We start from the raw sequence: 15148 nt of genomic DNA, 5'->3' as shown, positions 1-15148 counted from the left end.
GCTCCTTCACTGTCCACACGGGACGTCCAGCCACTCGCCGGCGGGCACGCCGCCGCGGACGGTTTCCAGGTCCTTCAGCAGCTCGTCCAGCCGCGACGGGTCGTCGAGGTACTCCAGCACCGCCCGGTAGAACGCCCCGGTCATCGTGGCCGGCATCAGGTCGGACGCGTCGAAGCACAGCCGCTGCTGCGGTGACGTCAGCGTCGAGGAAACCTGGCGGCTCACCACGTCGTCGTAGACGCCCCCGACGTTCCGGTCGACCGAGAACACGCTGCCCCGGTGGATGCCGGGCCAGATGCGCTGCGCCCGGTCCGACGCGAGGTACTTCATCAGCTCGCGCGCCTGGGGCGTGTCGTGGAACATCGCGGCGAGGTCGGCGGACACCTCCGACACGGCGGGCCCGGGGAACGGGAAGAACGCGAACCCGCTGCCGGGCAGGGGTTTGCTGCCGTCGGTCCGCTTCATGCCGAGGTAACGGCTCATGACGAACGAAGCCTGGTGCTCCAGCACGCACTGCGCCGGGCGGGTGAACAGCCCCCGCCCGGCGTCGCCGAAGTCGGTCAGCAACGCCGCGGGCGCCCCGCCGCGGACCGCGCCCGGCACGGCGACCAGCGCGCCCCAGTCCGTCCACGCCTGGCGGACCTGCGCCGAGCGCCACGACAGCTTGCCCGCCGCCCACTGCCGGTAGGTGCCGGGGCCGGCCGAGTGCAGCAGGATGTCTTCGATCCAGTCCGTGCCGGGCCAGCCGGAGGTGGGTGGCGCGCCCATGCCCAGGCACCACGGCGTGCGGCCGTCGGCGGTGAGCTGCCGGCTGAGCGCGAGCAGGTCGGCCCACGTGCCCGGCCGGGCGCCGCCGAGGTTGGTGACGTCGTACCAGATCGCGCTCTTCAGGTCGGCCTTGACGGCGATCGCGTACTGCTGCCCGGTGCCGGCCTTCTCCAGGTCCAGCCACTGCTTGCCGAACCCCGGCTGCGGGCCGAGCAGGGCGTCCAGCGGCTTGAGCTTCCCGCGCCGGGCGTAGGTGGCCAGCGATCCGGGGTTCGGCAGCACCGCGACGTCGGGGGCGGTGCCGCGCTGGACGTCGGAGGCGAGCACCTGGTCGAGCGCGCGGGTGCCCTGGTAGTCGACCTCGATGCCGGTGGCGGCGGTGAACGCCCGCAGCACCGCGCGGAAGTCGGCCTCCTCGGCGCCGGTCCACGACGCCAGCACGGTGACCCGGCCGGCGCCACCCGTCCCGCAGGCGTTCGCCCCGAGCAGCAGCACGACGAGCACGAGCAGCGGCAGCTTCGTCCACAGTGGATGCTTCATGCGCGGTACCGGTACTCGTCGATGCGGCGGGACATCCCCCACGCGATCAGGCCGAGCGCGGCGACGGAGAACGCCGGGGCGAGGTACTCGACCCCGCCGGAGTCGGCCGCGTCGCGCGCGCCGGCCGCTACACCCTCGGCGCCCGCGTCGACCGCGCTCTGTTCGACGGCGGTCGCGGCGAACCGGGGCTGGGCCGTGAAGTCCGCGACCGTGCTGCCGCACCCGGGCCCCCGGTCGCAGTGGCGGGCCAGCAGGACCACCAGCCCGGTCTGCCCGGCGGAGTCGGTCGCGGCGATCCGGGTCTGCCGGCCGGCGAGCACGGTGTCGGTCCGGGCCCGGACGTCGTCGAGCCGCAGCTGCAGGCCCAGCACGACGGCGAGGGTGACGCCGACGCCCACGGTCAGCGCGGTCGCCCCCAGCAGCGGCAGGTTGAACCGGCGGCGGAACCGGCGCCACAGGTACCACTGGGTGCCTGCCAGGGCCGCGGCCGCCGCGGCCGGGGCGAGCAGCCACACCGGCAGCAGAGCCGGGCTCATCCCGTCTTCGAGCTGGTCGTCGAGCGCGGCCCGCTGCAACCCCTGCAACGTCGTCAGCTGCGCGAGCACGCCGTCCGGGCCGTGCAGCAGCCGCGAGGCGTACCACAGGTCGGCCACGCCCAGCACCTCGCCGCCCGGCTGCCGGAAGTGCGCGTCCGCCTGCCCGACCGCCCCGGAATAGGCCGCGATCAGGCCCTCCACCACCTGCAGGATGCCGGTGCCCGCGGCGCCGGCCTGGTTGGCCTCGGCCACCGTGGCCAGGCTCTGGCTCGCCCCGGCGAGGCTGTTCGCGAAGTCCTGCCCCGGCCCGGCCAGCTTCGCCTCGCCCGTGCGGAACGCTTCGATCGCGCTCTGGTCGGCTTCACTCAGCGCGGCACGGGCCGCCGCGACCTCCAGCACCGCCTCGGTCGTGTGGTCGCGCACCGTCCGGGCGGCACCGAGGACGCCGAGCACCGCCCCCAGCGACACCGCGAGCATCACCAGCGTCGTGGCGAGCAGCAGCACCAGCAGGCGGATCAGGCGCACCCGCGTCCGGGTCGGGCGCAGGGGCGGGGCCTCGGCGGGCGCGGTCACGCCGTCGCCTCGTCCAGCACGGCCTGGCAGGCCGTGCAGAACCGCGCGCCCGCCGGGGACAGCTTCCGGCACTGCGGGCAGGTGACCGGCGATCCCGCCGGCTCCGGCTCGCGGGCCGGGGGCTCCGGCCCGATCCGGGACACCCGGGAGATCAGCACGTTGAGGACCGCGCTGAGCCCGGGATCGGGGCGCAGGCGGACTTGCCCGGTGCCGGCGTCGAGGACGTCGACCACCCGGCGCAGGCGGGCGAGGATCTCTTCGTTGCCTTGCTCGGTGGCGAGCCGGACCGCGGTGCCCCACGCCCGCTCGGCGTCTTCGGCCCGGCCCACGGCCAGCGCGTCCCCGCCCGCGGTGAGCGCCTCCCCCAGCTCGGCCTGCGCGGTGTAGCGCAGCACCATCGGGTGCACGAGGGTGGGCTGCACCGGATCGTGCGTCCACCGGCCGACCACCGCGACCGGGCCGTCCGTGCGCGCGCCGGCCACCGGCTCGACGGCGGCCCAGGCGAGCTGGCGGTCCTGGTCGAGACTGGGCTCCAGCCGCGGGTCGAGGTCGACGCGGAGGTGGTAGTCCCGGGACTCCTCCCCGGCGAAGGATCCCAGCGCCAGCACCACTTCGCCGTCGCCGGCCGGGCGGCAGCGGTCGGTGAGGTCGTACTCGTGGGGACGCACCTGCTTGACGAACCGCAGCGAGCTGTAGCCCATCAGGCCGATCCGCAGCCGGACCTCGGGCAGCACCTTGGTCAGTGCCGCGCCGATCAGCTCCCGGAAGTCCGCGGTCAGCTTCCGGTCCTCGACGACGGAGTCGGCGCCGCCGCGCAGGACCTTCACGATCTCGGCGAGCTCGTCGGGCACCCAGCCGTCCCCGACCCCGCGGGCGTCGCAGACGAACAGTCCTTCGCAGGCGTCGAGGGTGCTGACCAGCGCTTCGCGCGTCTCCGACTGGTTCTTGCCGTCGGTGAGCAGGATCGCGTGGCAGACCGCGCCGTCGTGCCCGGCGAACAGCCCCTTCGCGCGGTCGAGCCACCGGCCCATCGCGGTGCCGCCGTAGGCGCCCAGGTGCGCGACCTCCTGCCGCGCCGCGCGCCGGGTCTCCTCCGACGCCACGACGAGCTGCTCGTCGTGCGGGTACACCATGGTCGCGATCTCGGTGCCCCGCACGACGGCGAACAGCACGCCGTCGGGCAGGACGTCGATCGCGGCCGCGGCCGCCCGCTTGGCCTCCTCGATCTTCGTGTGCGGGTGACGCATCGAGCTGGAGCAGTCGACCAGCAGCACCTCCGCCGCGGTGGCACCGCTCGGCCGGTCGGGACCGCCGCGCGCGGTCACGGTCAGGATCGCGTGCATCGCGGTGTCCCCCTCGGCCAGGAACTTCTGCTGGTGCACCTCGATGCTCAGCTCCGCCCCGCTCATCGCCGCCGGCTCCCCTCTGTCCGTTCCGCTCAGATCCAGCTCGCCGGCCTGGTCGCGTTGGCCAGGTCGGTCAGCACGTCGTGCGCGTGCCTGCTGCCCGGCGCCCGCCACGCCAGGCCGCGCAGCGCTTCGGCCAGCCCGGCGCGCAGGCCCTTCCGCGTCGGTCCCGCCCCGCAGAGCGGCTTCGTGAGTTCGCCGTGGCACTCGAGGGCCGTCTGCAGCAGGAGCGCCCGCAGCCGGGTGGTGGCCGCCTCGCCGAGTTCGAGACCGGACAGCCGTTCGCCGGCTTCGCGGAGCTGTTCTTCGGACGGCGCGGTCCCGGCGGCGTCCGGCAGTTTTCCCGCCAGCACCCGGATCCCGGCGACCCGGGCCGCTTCGTCGTGCCGCGAGAACTCCGGGACCTCGTCGAGCACGCGCACCGCGCCCGTCCGGTCCCCGCGCCCCAGCGCCACCCTGACCAGCCCGAACGCGGCATTCACCTGGACCCGGTGCACCCACAGGGCCCGGTAGAACGGTTCCGGGTCCTCCTCGGTGTGCTCCGCGCACAGCCCCAGCGCGAGCTTCGGCGTCTCCTCGCCGGGGATGTCGCGGTAGACCGCTTCGAAGTCCTCGGCCGCGGTCCCGGCGTGCCCGTCGGCCAGCGCGATCAGGGCGCGGTGCCAGGGGAAGCGCCAGTCGTGCCCGGCGCGGCCGGCGAGCTTCCGCTCGGCGGCCGCCAGGCGGTGGCGGGCCCCGTCCACATCGGACAGTTCCAGTAATGCCCGCAGCCGGCGGAATTCGACCTCGACCGAGGACGGCGCCCGCTCCAGCTTCTTCAGCAGCCGGCCGGCGTCCGGGGCGCGGACCGTGCGCAGGAACGCGACCTGCGCGTCGTGCGGGTCTTCCCGGGGTGCCGGCAGCCCGAGTGCGATGTCCCGCGGCGAGGGCCGCGCCCCGAGGGAGAGCTCGACGCCGGCGGTCCAGTGCTCCAGGGGCGGCGGCTGGCCGAGCCCGGCGTCCAGCAGCACGGCGGGTTCGGTGAACAACGTCGAGACGACCGGCCGGGACCCGCCGTCGCGCAGCGAAAGGATTTCGTTGAGGACGCCGTCGAGCTGGACGAGCATCTCGCGCGCGCTGGCGAACCGCTGGTCGTACGGTGCCGTCGCGCGGGCGAGCACGTGCCGGAAGCTGCGGATGCCGAAGGCGATCGGGCCGTCCTGCGCGCCCGGCAGGGCCCCGTCGCTGGCGTCGAACAGTTCCCGCAGCGTCCTGCCGACGGTGTGGACGTCCGAGCGGACGGTCAGCCGGTGCCGGCGCAGTTCTTCGTCCGGGGCCTGGTAGGGCTTCGTGCCGACCCACGGGCTCTCGTGGTCGTCGATCCGCCGGATCCCGCCGAAGTCGATCAGCTTGATCCGCTGCTCGCCGTGGATGACGTTGTCCGGCTTCATGTCGCAGTACAGCAGGCCCTGGTCGTGCAGGTAGGCCAGCGCGGTGAGGATCTCCCGGCCGTAGACGACGACGTGCTCGGTCAGCAGCCGGCCCTCGGCCGGGTCCAGGAGGGCCCGGCCACGGTTCTTCACCTGGCGCAGGGAAAGCCCGTCGACGAACTCCATCACGATGTAGCGGGAGTCCTCGTGGGTCACCACGTCGAAGATCCGCACGATGTTCGGGTGCTCGAGCGCGACGAGGACCTCGCTCTCGAGCTCCGCGATCCGCACCGCGGCGGTGTTGTTGACGTCGATGAGCCCCTTGACCGCGACGGGCCGGTGGAGCCGGTTGTCGGTCGCGAGGTAGACGAAGCCGAGCCCGCCGTGGCCGACGCAGCCCTGGACGTCGTAGCGGCCCGCCACCCGATCGCCGGGCCGCAGCCGCGGGGTGAAGGAGAACGGGCTGCCGCAGGCCGGGCAGAAGCCCTCCTCGGCCGCCGGCTGCCCGGGCAGCGACCGGCCGACCGGCTCGCCGCAGCCCCGTTTTCCGCAGAACCGCTGCGTTTCGGGCACTTCCGGCCGGCTGAGCACCCGGCTGGGCAGGTCGGGCAGGCGGACCACCGGCAGCGGGACCGCGGTGTCGCCGGTGCCGTGCCCGGTGGTCTGCTGGGCCCGGGTGGCGACGGTGTCGGTGACCCGGCCCGCGGTCGCCGACGTCGGGCTCACCGACGTGACGGCGTCGGTGCCCCGGCCCGCAGCCGGGCTCACCGACGTCGGGCTCACCGACGTGACGATGTCGGTGGCCCGGCCCTCGGTGGCCGACGTCGGGCTCACCGGCACCGTCACGCCGGAGCCGTCCGGCGCGCCGGGTCCCGGCGGCGCGAGACCGCACTTCGAGCAGAACCCGGTCGGGCCGATGGTGCCGGTGCACGCCTGCCTCGGGCACGCCGTCATGGGCGGCTCCCGCCCCGGTCGTGCACCGCGGCGGCGTAGGCCGTCACGGCCTGCTCGGCCGCGTCCAGGTCGCACGGCGCCACGAACAGCGCTTCCCACGCCCGGCCGTACGCCCGATCGAGCTCCGGTTCCTCGACGACGCCGTGGTTGCGGGCCATCTCGGCGTAGCCGTCCAGCCGGGCCCGCAGCTCCGCGCGCCGCGCGAGCCTGCCGTCGAGATCCGCGCGCAGCCGCCGGCCGTCCTCGACCGCCCGGCCGACGGACCGCTCGCGGTCACCGAGGTGGCGCGCGACGCCCTCGGGATCGCCGCGGGCCTCGGTGGCGCGCAGCAGGTTGACCTCGGCGCGCAGCCGGTTCGCGCGCGGGCGCACCGTCTCGACGCCGGTGAAGCGGGGCGCCACCGTGGCCTGGAACTCCTCGATCGCGGCGAGCTCGTCGAGGTCCTTGGTGAGAACGTCGAGGCGCCCGCCCAGGTCTTCCCCGCCGGGCCGGGACGCGCCCGGCAGCGAACGCACGACCGTCACCCCCGGCGACGACTCCCGCCGGAACGCCAGCACCAGCCGGAGGCCGAGCCGGTCCGCGCGGCCGGCCAGCGGGGCGAGCACCTCGCGCACCAGCCGGTCCGGCTCGGCGGCGTCGTCGATGCCGTCGACGACCAGGGTGCGGCCCCGCGCGGAGCGGGCGCCGGTGAGGTCGAGCCGGTCCTCGATGCGGCCGCTGACTTCGTCGGCGGTCTTGCCCGACGCGTCGACGGCGAGGTCGACCGCGCCCGCCGGGGGCGGATCGCCGGCGCCGGCGGGCGGCCTCGGGGCGCTGAACGAGCGTTCCCGGTCGGCGTGCACGACGCCCAGCCGCAGCGCGTTCGCCGTCGCCGACTCCTCGCCGCCGGTGACGACCACCCAGACCGCGCCGGAACCGGGGTCGGACAGCCAGTTCCGCAGGCGCTGCACGAAGGAAGCGTCCACGGCGCCGTCCGGCCGGACGAAGCTCTCGTCGACGGCGGGTTCGCCGGTGGACCACTCCCGCAGCCCCGGCAGGTGGCCGAGCATGGTCTCGACCGGGATCATCCACGCGACCCGGCCGCCTTCGCCGGTGTACTTGCCGACGATCATGCCGACGACGACGCCGGTGGCCTCGTCGAGCACGGCGGTGCCGCTGAACCCCGGCTCGATCGGCTCGGCGTCGGCGGTCTTGTTCAGCTGGATCCATTCGCAGCCGGGGCCGCCCTCGCCGACGAGCCTGCCGAACGTCCACAGCCCGGCGTCCGCCCCGGCCGGGAACCCGTAGGCGCGCACCAGCTGGTGGTCGCGCAGGGCCATCCGGTGCAGCGGCGCGCCGAACACGCCGGCCACCGGCTTTTCCAGACGCAGCAGGGCGATGTCCCCGCGCTCGTCGTCGGTCGGCGGCTTCCAGCCGTCCGGAACCACGGCGGCGTGGCCGGTGCCGGCGCCGGGCAGGCCGACGAAGTCGACGGGGATCCGCGCCCGCGGCCCGCCGCAGCGGTCGACCACGTGCGCGCAGGTCAGCAGGTGCCGTTCGTCGAGCATCGTGCCGGCGCCGTGGATGCGGCCGGGGCCGTCGCGCAGCCGGACCCGCCACCGGCGCCGCTCGGCCTCCAACCCCATTCACGCGAACCTACGCCGACGCCGGCGCGGGGTGGCGCGACTTCGCCGAACTGCGCCGGGTCGGACCAGCGCACTCACCCGGATGGAGTGGCCACCGGCCCGGGGTTCGCGGCGGCAGGATTCCGGCCCGCCGCGATCGGGCCGCGCACCGCCTCAGCCGGGGACGGATCGCCGCCACCGGCCCGAGGTCCGCGATGGCCCGTTCCCGGCCCACCGCCTCAGGCGCACGCGATCAGCCCGGGCACCGCGTCCGCCGGGGACGGCATCGACGCGATCTCCGCCGCCACCGCGCGGGCCGCTTCGCGCACCGACGTGTCCTTCAGCAGTCCGGCGACCCGCTCGGTGACCGCCTCCGCCGTCACCTCCTCGGCCGGCAACCGGGCTCCCGCGCCCGACTCCGCGACCGCCTCGCTGTTGGCGAACTGGTCGCCGCCCTGGGGCAGGACCAGCTGGGGCAGCCCCGCGGCGAACGTCCCCAGCATCGTCCCGTTGCCGCCGTGGTGGACGACGAAGTCCACGTGGGGCAGCAGGCGGGCCTGCGGGACCCACGCCACGCTCCGGACGTTCGGCGGCAGCTCGCCGAGCGCGGCCGGGGCCACCGTCGGCCCCGACGCCACCAGCACGTCCACGTCGAGCACCGCCAGGCCGGCGATCGCCGTGCGCAGGACGTCCGCGCTGCCCATCACCGTGCCGAGCGTCAGGTAGACCAGGGGCCGGTCGCGGTCCGGCAGCTCCGGCAGCTCACCGGCGCCGCTCCAGCCGACCGGGCGGACCGGCAGCCGCGGGACCAGCTCGCGGAAACCGGGGTGCTGCACGGAATCCGGGCAGATGTCGACGAAGGGGTGGCCCAGTTCGGCCAGCCCGCGCCACTCGAGCCCGAACTCGGCCGCGAGCCGGGCCAGCGGCGCCACCTGGTCGGCGTCGGCCTCGACGCGCATCACGTGCCCGAACGTGTGGCCCACGGCCGGGATTCCGGCGGCCCGCGCGGCGAACGAGCCGCCGATGTTGGACGCCTCGTAGACGACCAGGTCGGGCCGGCGCCGGGCGAACACCTCGCTGAGGTCGGCGAAGTAGCTGCGCGGCAGCACATCGCCGAACACCTGCCCCGTCACCTCGGTCATCCGCTCCAGCGGCATCTCCGCGCCGGGCGTCTCACCGGCCTCGGCGAAGAGACGGTCGAACGCCGCACGCACGTCGAGCCCGGCGGCGACGGGCTCGACCCCGGCCGCGCGCAGGTGCGGCAGAAAGCCTTCGGCGGTGGCGAAGAGGACTTCGTGCCCGGCCGCCCGCGCGGCGACGGCGAGCGGCAGCAGCGGGTAGACGTGACCGTAGGCGGCCAGCGATGTGAAGAGGAGGCGCACGTGATCGACGGTAGCCACCCGCAAGCGCCTCCGGGGCGGTCTCGTCTCCGACCTTGCCGACTTAGGTTCACAGCGGGCTTTTCCGCGAGCCGCCGAGAATTTCGGGCAGCACACCGACACTCTCGAAAACCACCTTCGGCATATCATTGACGGTCGTCAAGAGAATGCCTATCTTCGCCCTGGAGGGGGAATACCTCACCGGAGGTCGATGATGACCCGGATCGGAAAGACGTTCGCGACGCTCGCCGGCACCCTGCTCCTCACCGCGGCCGCGGTCGCGCTCCCGCCGGCGGCTTCCGCCGCTTCCCTCGTGGAGGTGAGCGGCTTCGGCGACAACCCCGGCGGGATGCGCATGCACGTCTACGTGCCGGACTCCCGGCCGGCCCGCCCGGCGATCGTGGTCGCCATGCACGGCTGCGGCGGCACCGGACCCGGCTTCTACGCGGGCAGCGAATTCGCCTCGCTCGCCGACCGGTACGGATTCCTCGTCATCTACCCGAGTGCCCAGCAGCAGGCCGGCTTCGGCAACTGCTTCGACACCTGGTCGGACGCGGCCAAGCACCGGGGTGGCGGCAGCGACCCGGTGTCCATCGTCTCGATGGTGACCTACGCGGAACAGCACTACGGCGGCGACCCGGGCCGGGTCTTCGCCACCGGGTCGTCCTCCGGCGGCATGATGACCAACGAGATGCTCGCGCTCTACCCGGACGTGTTCAAGGCCGGCGCGGCCTTCATGGGCGTCCCGTTCGACTGCTTCGCCGGCGCCGCCGACTACCCGCCCGGCCGCAGCAAGTGCACCGGCGGGAGCATGGACCGGACCCCGCAGCAGTGGGGCGACGCGGTCCGGCAGGCGTATCCCGGCTACACCGGACCCCGCCCGCGAATCCAGCTGTGGCACGGCACCGCGGACACCCTGGTGCCGTATTCGCTGCTGCAGGAGGAAATCGAGCAGTGGACGAACGTGTCCGGGCTGAGCCAGACCCCGACGTCCACCGACACCCCGCAACCGGGCTGGCACCGCCGCCGCTACGGCTCCGGGACCGCGCAGGTGGAGGCCTACAGCGTCCAAGGCGCCGGGCACAGCCTGCCGGCCGGCGGGATGACGGCCTACGCGATCGCGTTCTTCGGCCTCGGCGGGCCGAGCACCCCGCGTCCCGCCGGCGCGGCCTGACGTCACCGCGGGCTCGTCCGCGAAGTTCCCTTCGCGAACGAGCCCGCACTCCCCTCGCCTCAGGTGGTGCTGCAGCTGACCGAGGGCCAGTTCCAGTTTCCGTTGTGCTGGATGGTGACACCCCAGTTGTCGCCGCTGCCGTTGGGTTTCGCGACGAGCACCTGGCTGCTGGGCCACGTGGCGTTGATGTTCCAGGTGGCACTGATTCTGGCGGGACTCGGCACGGTCATGGTCACCGTCCACGAGGACGACCCGCTGACCGCGACGTTGAGGTTGTACCGGTCACTCCAGCGCTGCCCCGCGGAAAGCGTTGCGGTGCAGCCGCCCCCGCCGGGCGTCGTGGGCGTCGTCGTCGGGGTGGTCGGGGTGGTCGGGGTCGTGGGACCCGTCGGGGTGGTCGTCGGAGTCGTGGTCGTGCCGCCGGCGTTGAGGGCGTTCAGCACCGAGTTGTAGGCGGCCTTCTTGTTCCCGCCGCCGTCGAACAGGAGCGGGCTCTCGCTGGACCGCCACGAGTCGCTGTCCCGCACGCCCCACACGGTGATGCCGACGCACCGCGCGACGTTCATGCACGCCTGGGTCAGCGCCGAGTACTGCGAGGTCGAGGCGTTCGTGACGTCGACCTCGGTGAGCGCCACGTCGACCCCGAGCGCCGCGAAACTGGAGATCGTGGTCTGGAAGTTGCTCGGGACCGAGCTGCCGCCGGTGAAGTGGGCCTGCAGGCCGACGCAGTCGATCGGCACGCCGCGGGACTTGAAGTCCTGGATCATGCGGTACACGCCCTGGGTCTTGCCGTAGTTCCAGTTGTCGATGTTGTAGTCGTTGTAGCAGAGCTTGACCGACGGGTCGGCCGCGCGCGCCGTCCGGAACGCGACCTCGATCCAGTCGTTGCCGGTGCCCTGCAGGTTCGACGACCGGCGGCTGCCGTCTTCGTTGAAGGCCTCGTTGACGACGTCCCAGTACGCGAGTTTGCCTTGGTAGTGGGCCATCACCTTCTGGATGTGGTTGATCATCGCGTTGCGGAGCGTGCTGCCGCTCATGCTCTGCATCCACCCCGGCTGCTGGGCGTGCCAGGCGAGGGTGTGCCCCCGCACCCGGGAGCCGTGGCCGACGGCCCAGTTGTAGATCTGGTCGCCCGACGAGAAGTTGAACTGGTTCTGGTTGGGTTCGGTCGCGTCCGGCTTCATCTCGTTTTCGGGCGTGACCATGTTGAACTCACGCGCCGCGATCGTGGTGTAGGCCGAATCGCCGAGCCGGCCGGCGGCGATCGCGGTGCCGAAGTACCGGCCGGACTGCGCGGCCGCGGCGCCCAGCGTGCCGGCCGCGGCGTCGGCGCCCGGCGCCGTCACCAGGACCGCCGCCGTCGCGGCTACGGTGGCCACTCCGGCCAGGACCCGGCCGGCCGGTGACCGCCACCACCGTCCCCCGCGCGGGCCCGACGAACTTGCTGCCATCCGTGGTCTCCTTCCAGGCACGCCCAGGAGACGCCCCAGGTCCCCGCCGACGTTGCCCGGCAAGGGAACCAAGTCATCGGCGACCTGGACGGATCGACGAACTTCACCTTTCAGCAGCAGAGCACGGCGCTCCGACGCCACGCAAAGAGTTTCGGCCGAGTTTCGAGCGCTGCCCCTGGCTATCCGGGCCCCGATGGACGAGGATCCACCGATGCCCGACATCAGAGGATTCAGCCTGTTCGCCCGGATCGGGCTGGCTTGCTACGCGTTCGTGCACCTGGTCGTCGCCTGGCTGACGGCCCAGGTGGCCCTCGGCGACAACGAGCGAGCCGACAAGGCCGGCGCGATGCAGATCGTCGCCGCGGGCGGCGGGGCGTGGCTGCTCTGGCTGGTCGCCGCCGGCACGGGGGTGCTGGCCCTGTGGCAGCTGTCCGAGGCGATCGTGGGTCACCGGCACGTCCCACCACGCCGCCGGTGGGTGCGGCGGACGACGAGCGGGGTCGAAGTGGTCTTGTACGCCCTGGTCGCCTACAGCGCGGGCAAGATCGCGACCGGCGGTTCCGGCAAGGCGGGCTCGGTGGTGGCGATGGTGCTCGACGAGCCCTGGGGAGCCGCGGCGGTGATCGCGGCGGGCGGCGTCGTGATCGCGGTCGCCGGGTTCCTCGCCCACCGCGGGATCAGGAAGAAGTTCGTCCAGGACCTCGATTTCGGCGAAGCCCCCCGGCATCTGCGGCGCTCGACGGAACGGCTCGGCCAGGTCGGCTGGTGCGCGATGGCGGTCGCCTACGGCACGGTGGGCGCGATGTTCGTCGTCGCCGCCGTCGAGTACGACCCCGCCAAAGCCGGCGGCCTGGACCCCGCGCTCAAGACGCTCGCCGTCCAGCCGTACGGGCAGGCTCTGCTGTTGGCGTTGGCCGCGGGCATCGCGGTCTTCGGGGTGTTCGCCCTGCTGGAAAGCCGGTACCGCAAGATCTGACGCCGGGGGGGGATCAGGTGCCGCCGGGCGCGCCGATCGACACCAGCGGAGCCCAGCAGATCAGCGGGCGGTCGCCGTGCTCGGCCAGGTACCGGCGTTGCGCGGACCGCAGCGCCGCCGGCGCCGGCCGGCCCTCGGCCAGGCCACCGTAAGCGGCCGCCAGGATGTGGCCCGTGGCGCGGTCCGGCACGACGTGCAAGGCGGCGATCACGGCCCGCGCGCCGCGGAGCAACGCCACGGTGGGCAGCCCCACCGGTTCCTCGCCCGGCTCGTTGGTCACCCGGCCCGACCAGCAGGCACCCATCACCCACCACAACGGCACGCTGCACCGCAGCAGGACGCCGGCGAACAACCGGGCCTCCTCGCCGAGGTGGAGGGAGTGGGCCAGCCCCCGGACGTGGTCGCCGTGCGCGCTCACCACGCCGAGGTCGAACTTGTTGTCCGGCTTCAACGCCGTGACGAGGTCCCCGGCGAGCGGCCGCACCTCCTTCAGCCGGAAGTGCCGCTTCAGCGCCGCCCGTTCGGCCGAGGTGCCGCGCAAACCCGGGTCCAGCACCGCCAACGCCCGCCGCACCCGCCGGGTCCGGCGGGTGCTCGCGGTCGCGGCGACCCCCAGCGACGGAGCGAGGGACAGGGTGGCCAGATCGAGCAGAGGCGTGTCGTCGAGGTGGAGCGCGGCGAACGGAATCGCCCACATCTCGCCCGCGGGAACGATCACGAGCTCGATGCCGTCCCGCTGCCGTCCGGCACCGAGGAGGACGTCCTGCAAGGGCCGGGGGATCAGCGAGGCGAGTCCCTTCTGCCACGCGTGCGACGGCTGGTCCAGCACCGTCGTCGCGGTGTCCTGGTCGGCGAGCGCACGGATCCACCGCCCGCTCCGGATCCAGGTCGATCCGGTCGACCGTGGGCACACCGGGCAGCGGCGGCACCCACACCGCGTGCACGGTGGCGCGGTCGACCTTCCATTCGAGGTCGTAGGCGAGCGTGTGGGTGCCGGGTGGCAGCGCGGCGCGGTGATCGGCGACGGGCTCGGGCGGCCCCGCCTTCCGGAGCAGCTCCGTGCCGACGAGGTCGGCGAGGCGCTCGTGGTCTTCCTCGAGTGCCTTCGCCATCGTCGCCGTCCACTTGGCGCGGGCTTGAGGCGTCAGGTTCCCGCCGGTCTCGAACACGTCCGGGGAGTCTTCGAACGTCGAGATGCGCCGCAGGAGCCGGTCGAGCTCACCGTCGAAGTCGAACGCGGTGCGCGCGATCAGCGCCGGATCACCGCCGAGCACCGCGGCCAGGGACTGCGCGCGGCCGCTTTCCACCACCTCCAGCGCGGCCTCGCCGTCGCCCGAGGCCGCGGCGAGTTCCAGTGCCCGCCGGTAGACCGGACGGTTCTTCCGGTAGGCGCGAGCCTGGTTGCGGGCGTTGCCCAGCCGGCGCCGCTGCTGTTCGAGCAGCCTCACCTGCTCGAGCGCCTCCCGGGTCGCCTTGTCGGTGCGTCCCCGGCCGGCCAGGCTGTCGGCCGCCGCGCCCCGGACGGCCGCGGTGCTTTCCGCCCACGCTTCGGTGTGGTAGCCGAGCGCCTCGTGCCGGTCGCGCTCGGCGGCGGCGAAGTCGCCGCGGCTCAGGCCGAGGCTCCCGAGCATCGTGTGGATGGTGATCGCCATGCCGCGGTCCGTGAGCCGGGGGATCAGCTCCCGCGCGGCGAGCACGTACTTCTCGGCGCGCTCGACGTCGCGCCGGGTGGCCATCATGTGGCTCGCGAGTCCGAGCAACGTCCCGGCCTCGCCGTCGACGTCCCCGCACGCCTTGGCGATGTCCAGCGCCTCCCGCAGGTGTTTCTCCGCCTGCGCCGGCCGGCCCCGCCGCTTCGCGGCGATCGACGCGAGGTTCAGCGCGAACAACCGGCCCTTGTCGTCGCCGATTTCGGCGTAGATCCGCACCGCGCGCTCCGCCCGACCCTGGTCGCGGTTCTCCCGCACGTCCAGCGCGGCCAGTTGCGTCAGCGCGTCGGCCTGCCCCTTGAGGTTCCCGTGCGCCTGGTGGACGGCGAGTGCCCGTTCGAAGACCATCCCGGCCAGCGAGGGGTTGTCGAGCCTGCGGCCCAGCGAGAGCAGGGAATCCCCGAGCGTTTCGGTGCCCTCGATGCCGTGGCGCAGACCGGCGTCCGCCAGTGCGGCCAGCTCGCTGCCGATCCGGCCGACGATCTCGTCCTTGGCCCTCGGATCGCCGCTCTCGCCGGAGAGCCGCACGGCGGCGTCGAGCGCTTCGGCGCGAACTTGGGGATCTCCCAGGGGGAACAGGTCCGACGCGAGCTCCAGGAGGGCCTGTGCCTTGGCTTTGGCGCCGAGCCGCGAGTCGCGGAGGATGGCCCGCAGCAACCGCTTCGCGTC

General features: G+C 73.8%; 11 protein-coding genes. 3 read left to right on the top strand and 8 right to left on the bottom strand.

The window, feature by feature from the left end; all coding sequences use genetic code 11:
* Nucleotides 1-6: 6 nt before the first annotated feature.
* From ACH54P_RS01005 to ACH54P_RS00980, 6 genes are all read right to left on the bottom strand, one after another.
* Entirely contained in the window at nt 7-1308 is a 1302-nt protein-coding gene (locus ACH54P_RS01005) for an ABC transporter substrate-binding protein (RefSeq protein WP_489910384.1), read from the bottom strand.
* Nucleotides 1305-2417 (bottom strand): GlnX family signal transduction membrane protein, encoded by a 1113-nt coding sequence (locus ACH54P_RS01000; RefSeq protein WP_489910383.1) that lies wholly within the window; start codon nt 2415-2417, stop codon nt 1305-1307. Before ACH54P_RS01000 ends, ACH54P_RS01005 begins: the two co-directional genes overlap by 4 nt.
* Complete coding sequence (locus tag ACH54P_RS00995) at nt 2414-3826, bottom strand: VWA domain-containing protein (RefSeq protein ID WP_489910382.1); 1413 nt, start codon at nt 3824-3826, stop codon at nt 2414-2416. Before ACH54P_RS00995 ends, ACH54P_RS01000 begins: the two co-directional genes overlap by 4 nt.
* A gap of 29 nt (nt 3827-3855) precedes the next feature.
* Nucleotides 3856-6186 (bottom strand): serine/threonine-protein kinase, encoded by a 2331-nt coding sequence (locus tag ACH54P_RS00990; RefSeq protein ID WP_489910381.1) that lies wholly within the window; start codon nt 6184-6186, stop codon nt 3856-3858.
* Nucleotides 6183-7811 carry a S1 family peptidase gene (locus ACH54P_RS00985; protein WP_489910380.1) on the bottom strand — a complete coding sequence of 543 codons (1629 nt, stop codon included), beginning with the start codon at nt 7809-7811 and terminating at the stop codon, nt 6183-6185. The genes ACH54P_RS00990 and ACH54P_RS00985 overlap by 4 nt, the downstream gene beginning before the upstream one ends.
* Before the next feature lie 218 nt (nt 7812-8029).
* Nucleotides 8030-9172, bottom strand: coding sequence for a glycosyltransferase (locus tag ACH54P_RS00980; RefSeq protein ID WP_489910379.1), 1143 nt, complete (start codon nt 9170-9172; stop codon nt 8030-8032).
* A 211-nt stretch (nt 9173-9383) separates the two neighbouring features.
* Here ACH54P_RS00980 and ACH54P_RS00975 point away from each other — a divergent pair, with 211 nt between their 5' ends.
* Nucleotides 9384-10343 carry an extracellular catalytic domain type 1 short-chain-length polyhydroxyalkanoate depolymerase gene (locus ACH54P_RS00975; RefSeq protein ID WP_489910378.1) on the top strand — a complete coding sequence of 320 codons (960 nt, stop codon included), beginning with the start codon at nt 9384-9386 and terminating at the stop codon, nt 10341-10343.
* 59 nt (nt 10344-10402) lie between these two features.
* On the opposite strand, the gene ACH54P_RS00970 is transcribed toward ACH54P_RS00975, so the two are convergent.
* A complete protein-coding gene (locus tag ACH54P_RS00970) occupies nt 10403-11794 on the bottom strand; it encodes a glycoside hydrolase family 10 protein (protein WP_489910377.1) in 1392 nt (463 codons plus the stop codon).
* Between the two features lie 211 nt (nt 11795-12005).
* On the opposite strand from ACH54P_RS00970, the gene ACH54P_RS00965 reads away from it, so the two are divergent.
* The gene (locus ACH54P_RS00965; RefSeq protein WP_489910376.1) at nt 12006-12770 is read left to right on the top strand and encodes a DUF1206 domain-containing protein; all 765 of its coding nucleotides are present in this window, start codon (nt 12006-12008) and stop codon (nt 12768-12770) included.
* Between the two features lie 13 nt (nt 12771-12783).
* Here the strand turns inward: ACH54P_RS00965 and ACH54P_RS00960 are convergent, their stop codons facing one another.
* Nucleotides 12784-13683 (bottom strand): CHAT domain-containing protein, encoded by a 900-nt coding sequence (locus ACH54P_RS00960; protein WP_489910375.1) that lies wholly within the window; start codon nt 13681-13683, stop codon nt 12784-12786.
* A gap of 737 nt (nt 13684-14420) precedes the next feature.
* Here ACH54P_RS00960 and ACH54P_RS00955 point away from each other — a divergent pair.
* Nucleotides 14421-14690: a hypothetical protein gene (locus ACH54P_RS00955; RefSeq protein ID WP_489910374.1), complete on the top strand. Its 270-nt coding sequence runs from the start codon at nt 14421-14423 to the stop codon at nt 14688-14690.
* Nucleotides 14691-15148 lie beyond the last annotated feature (458 nt).

This window comes from Amycolatopsis sp. N2S4-7 (assembly GCF_058119595.1).
The sequence above is the reverse complement of the archived record's forward strand: the minus strand, read 5'-3'. Positions and strand labels throughout refer to the sequence as shown.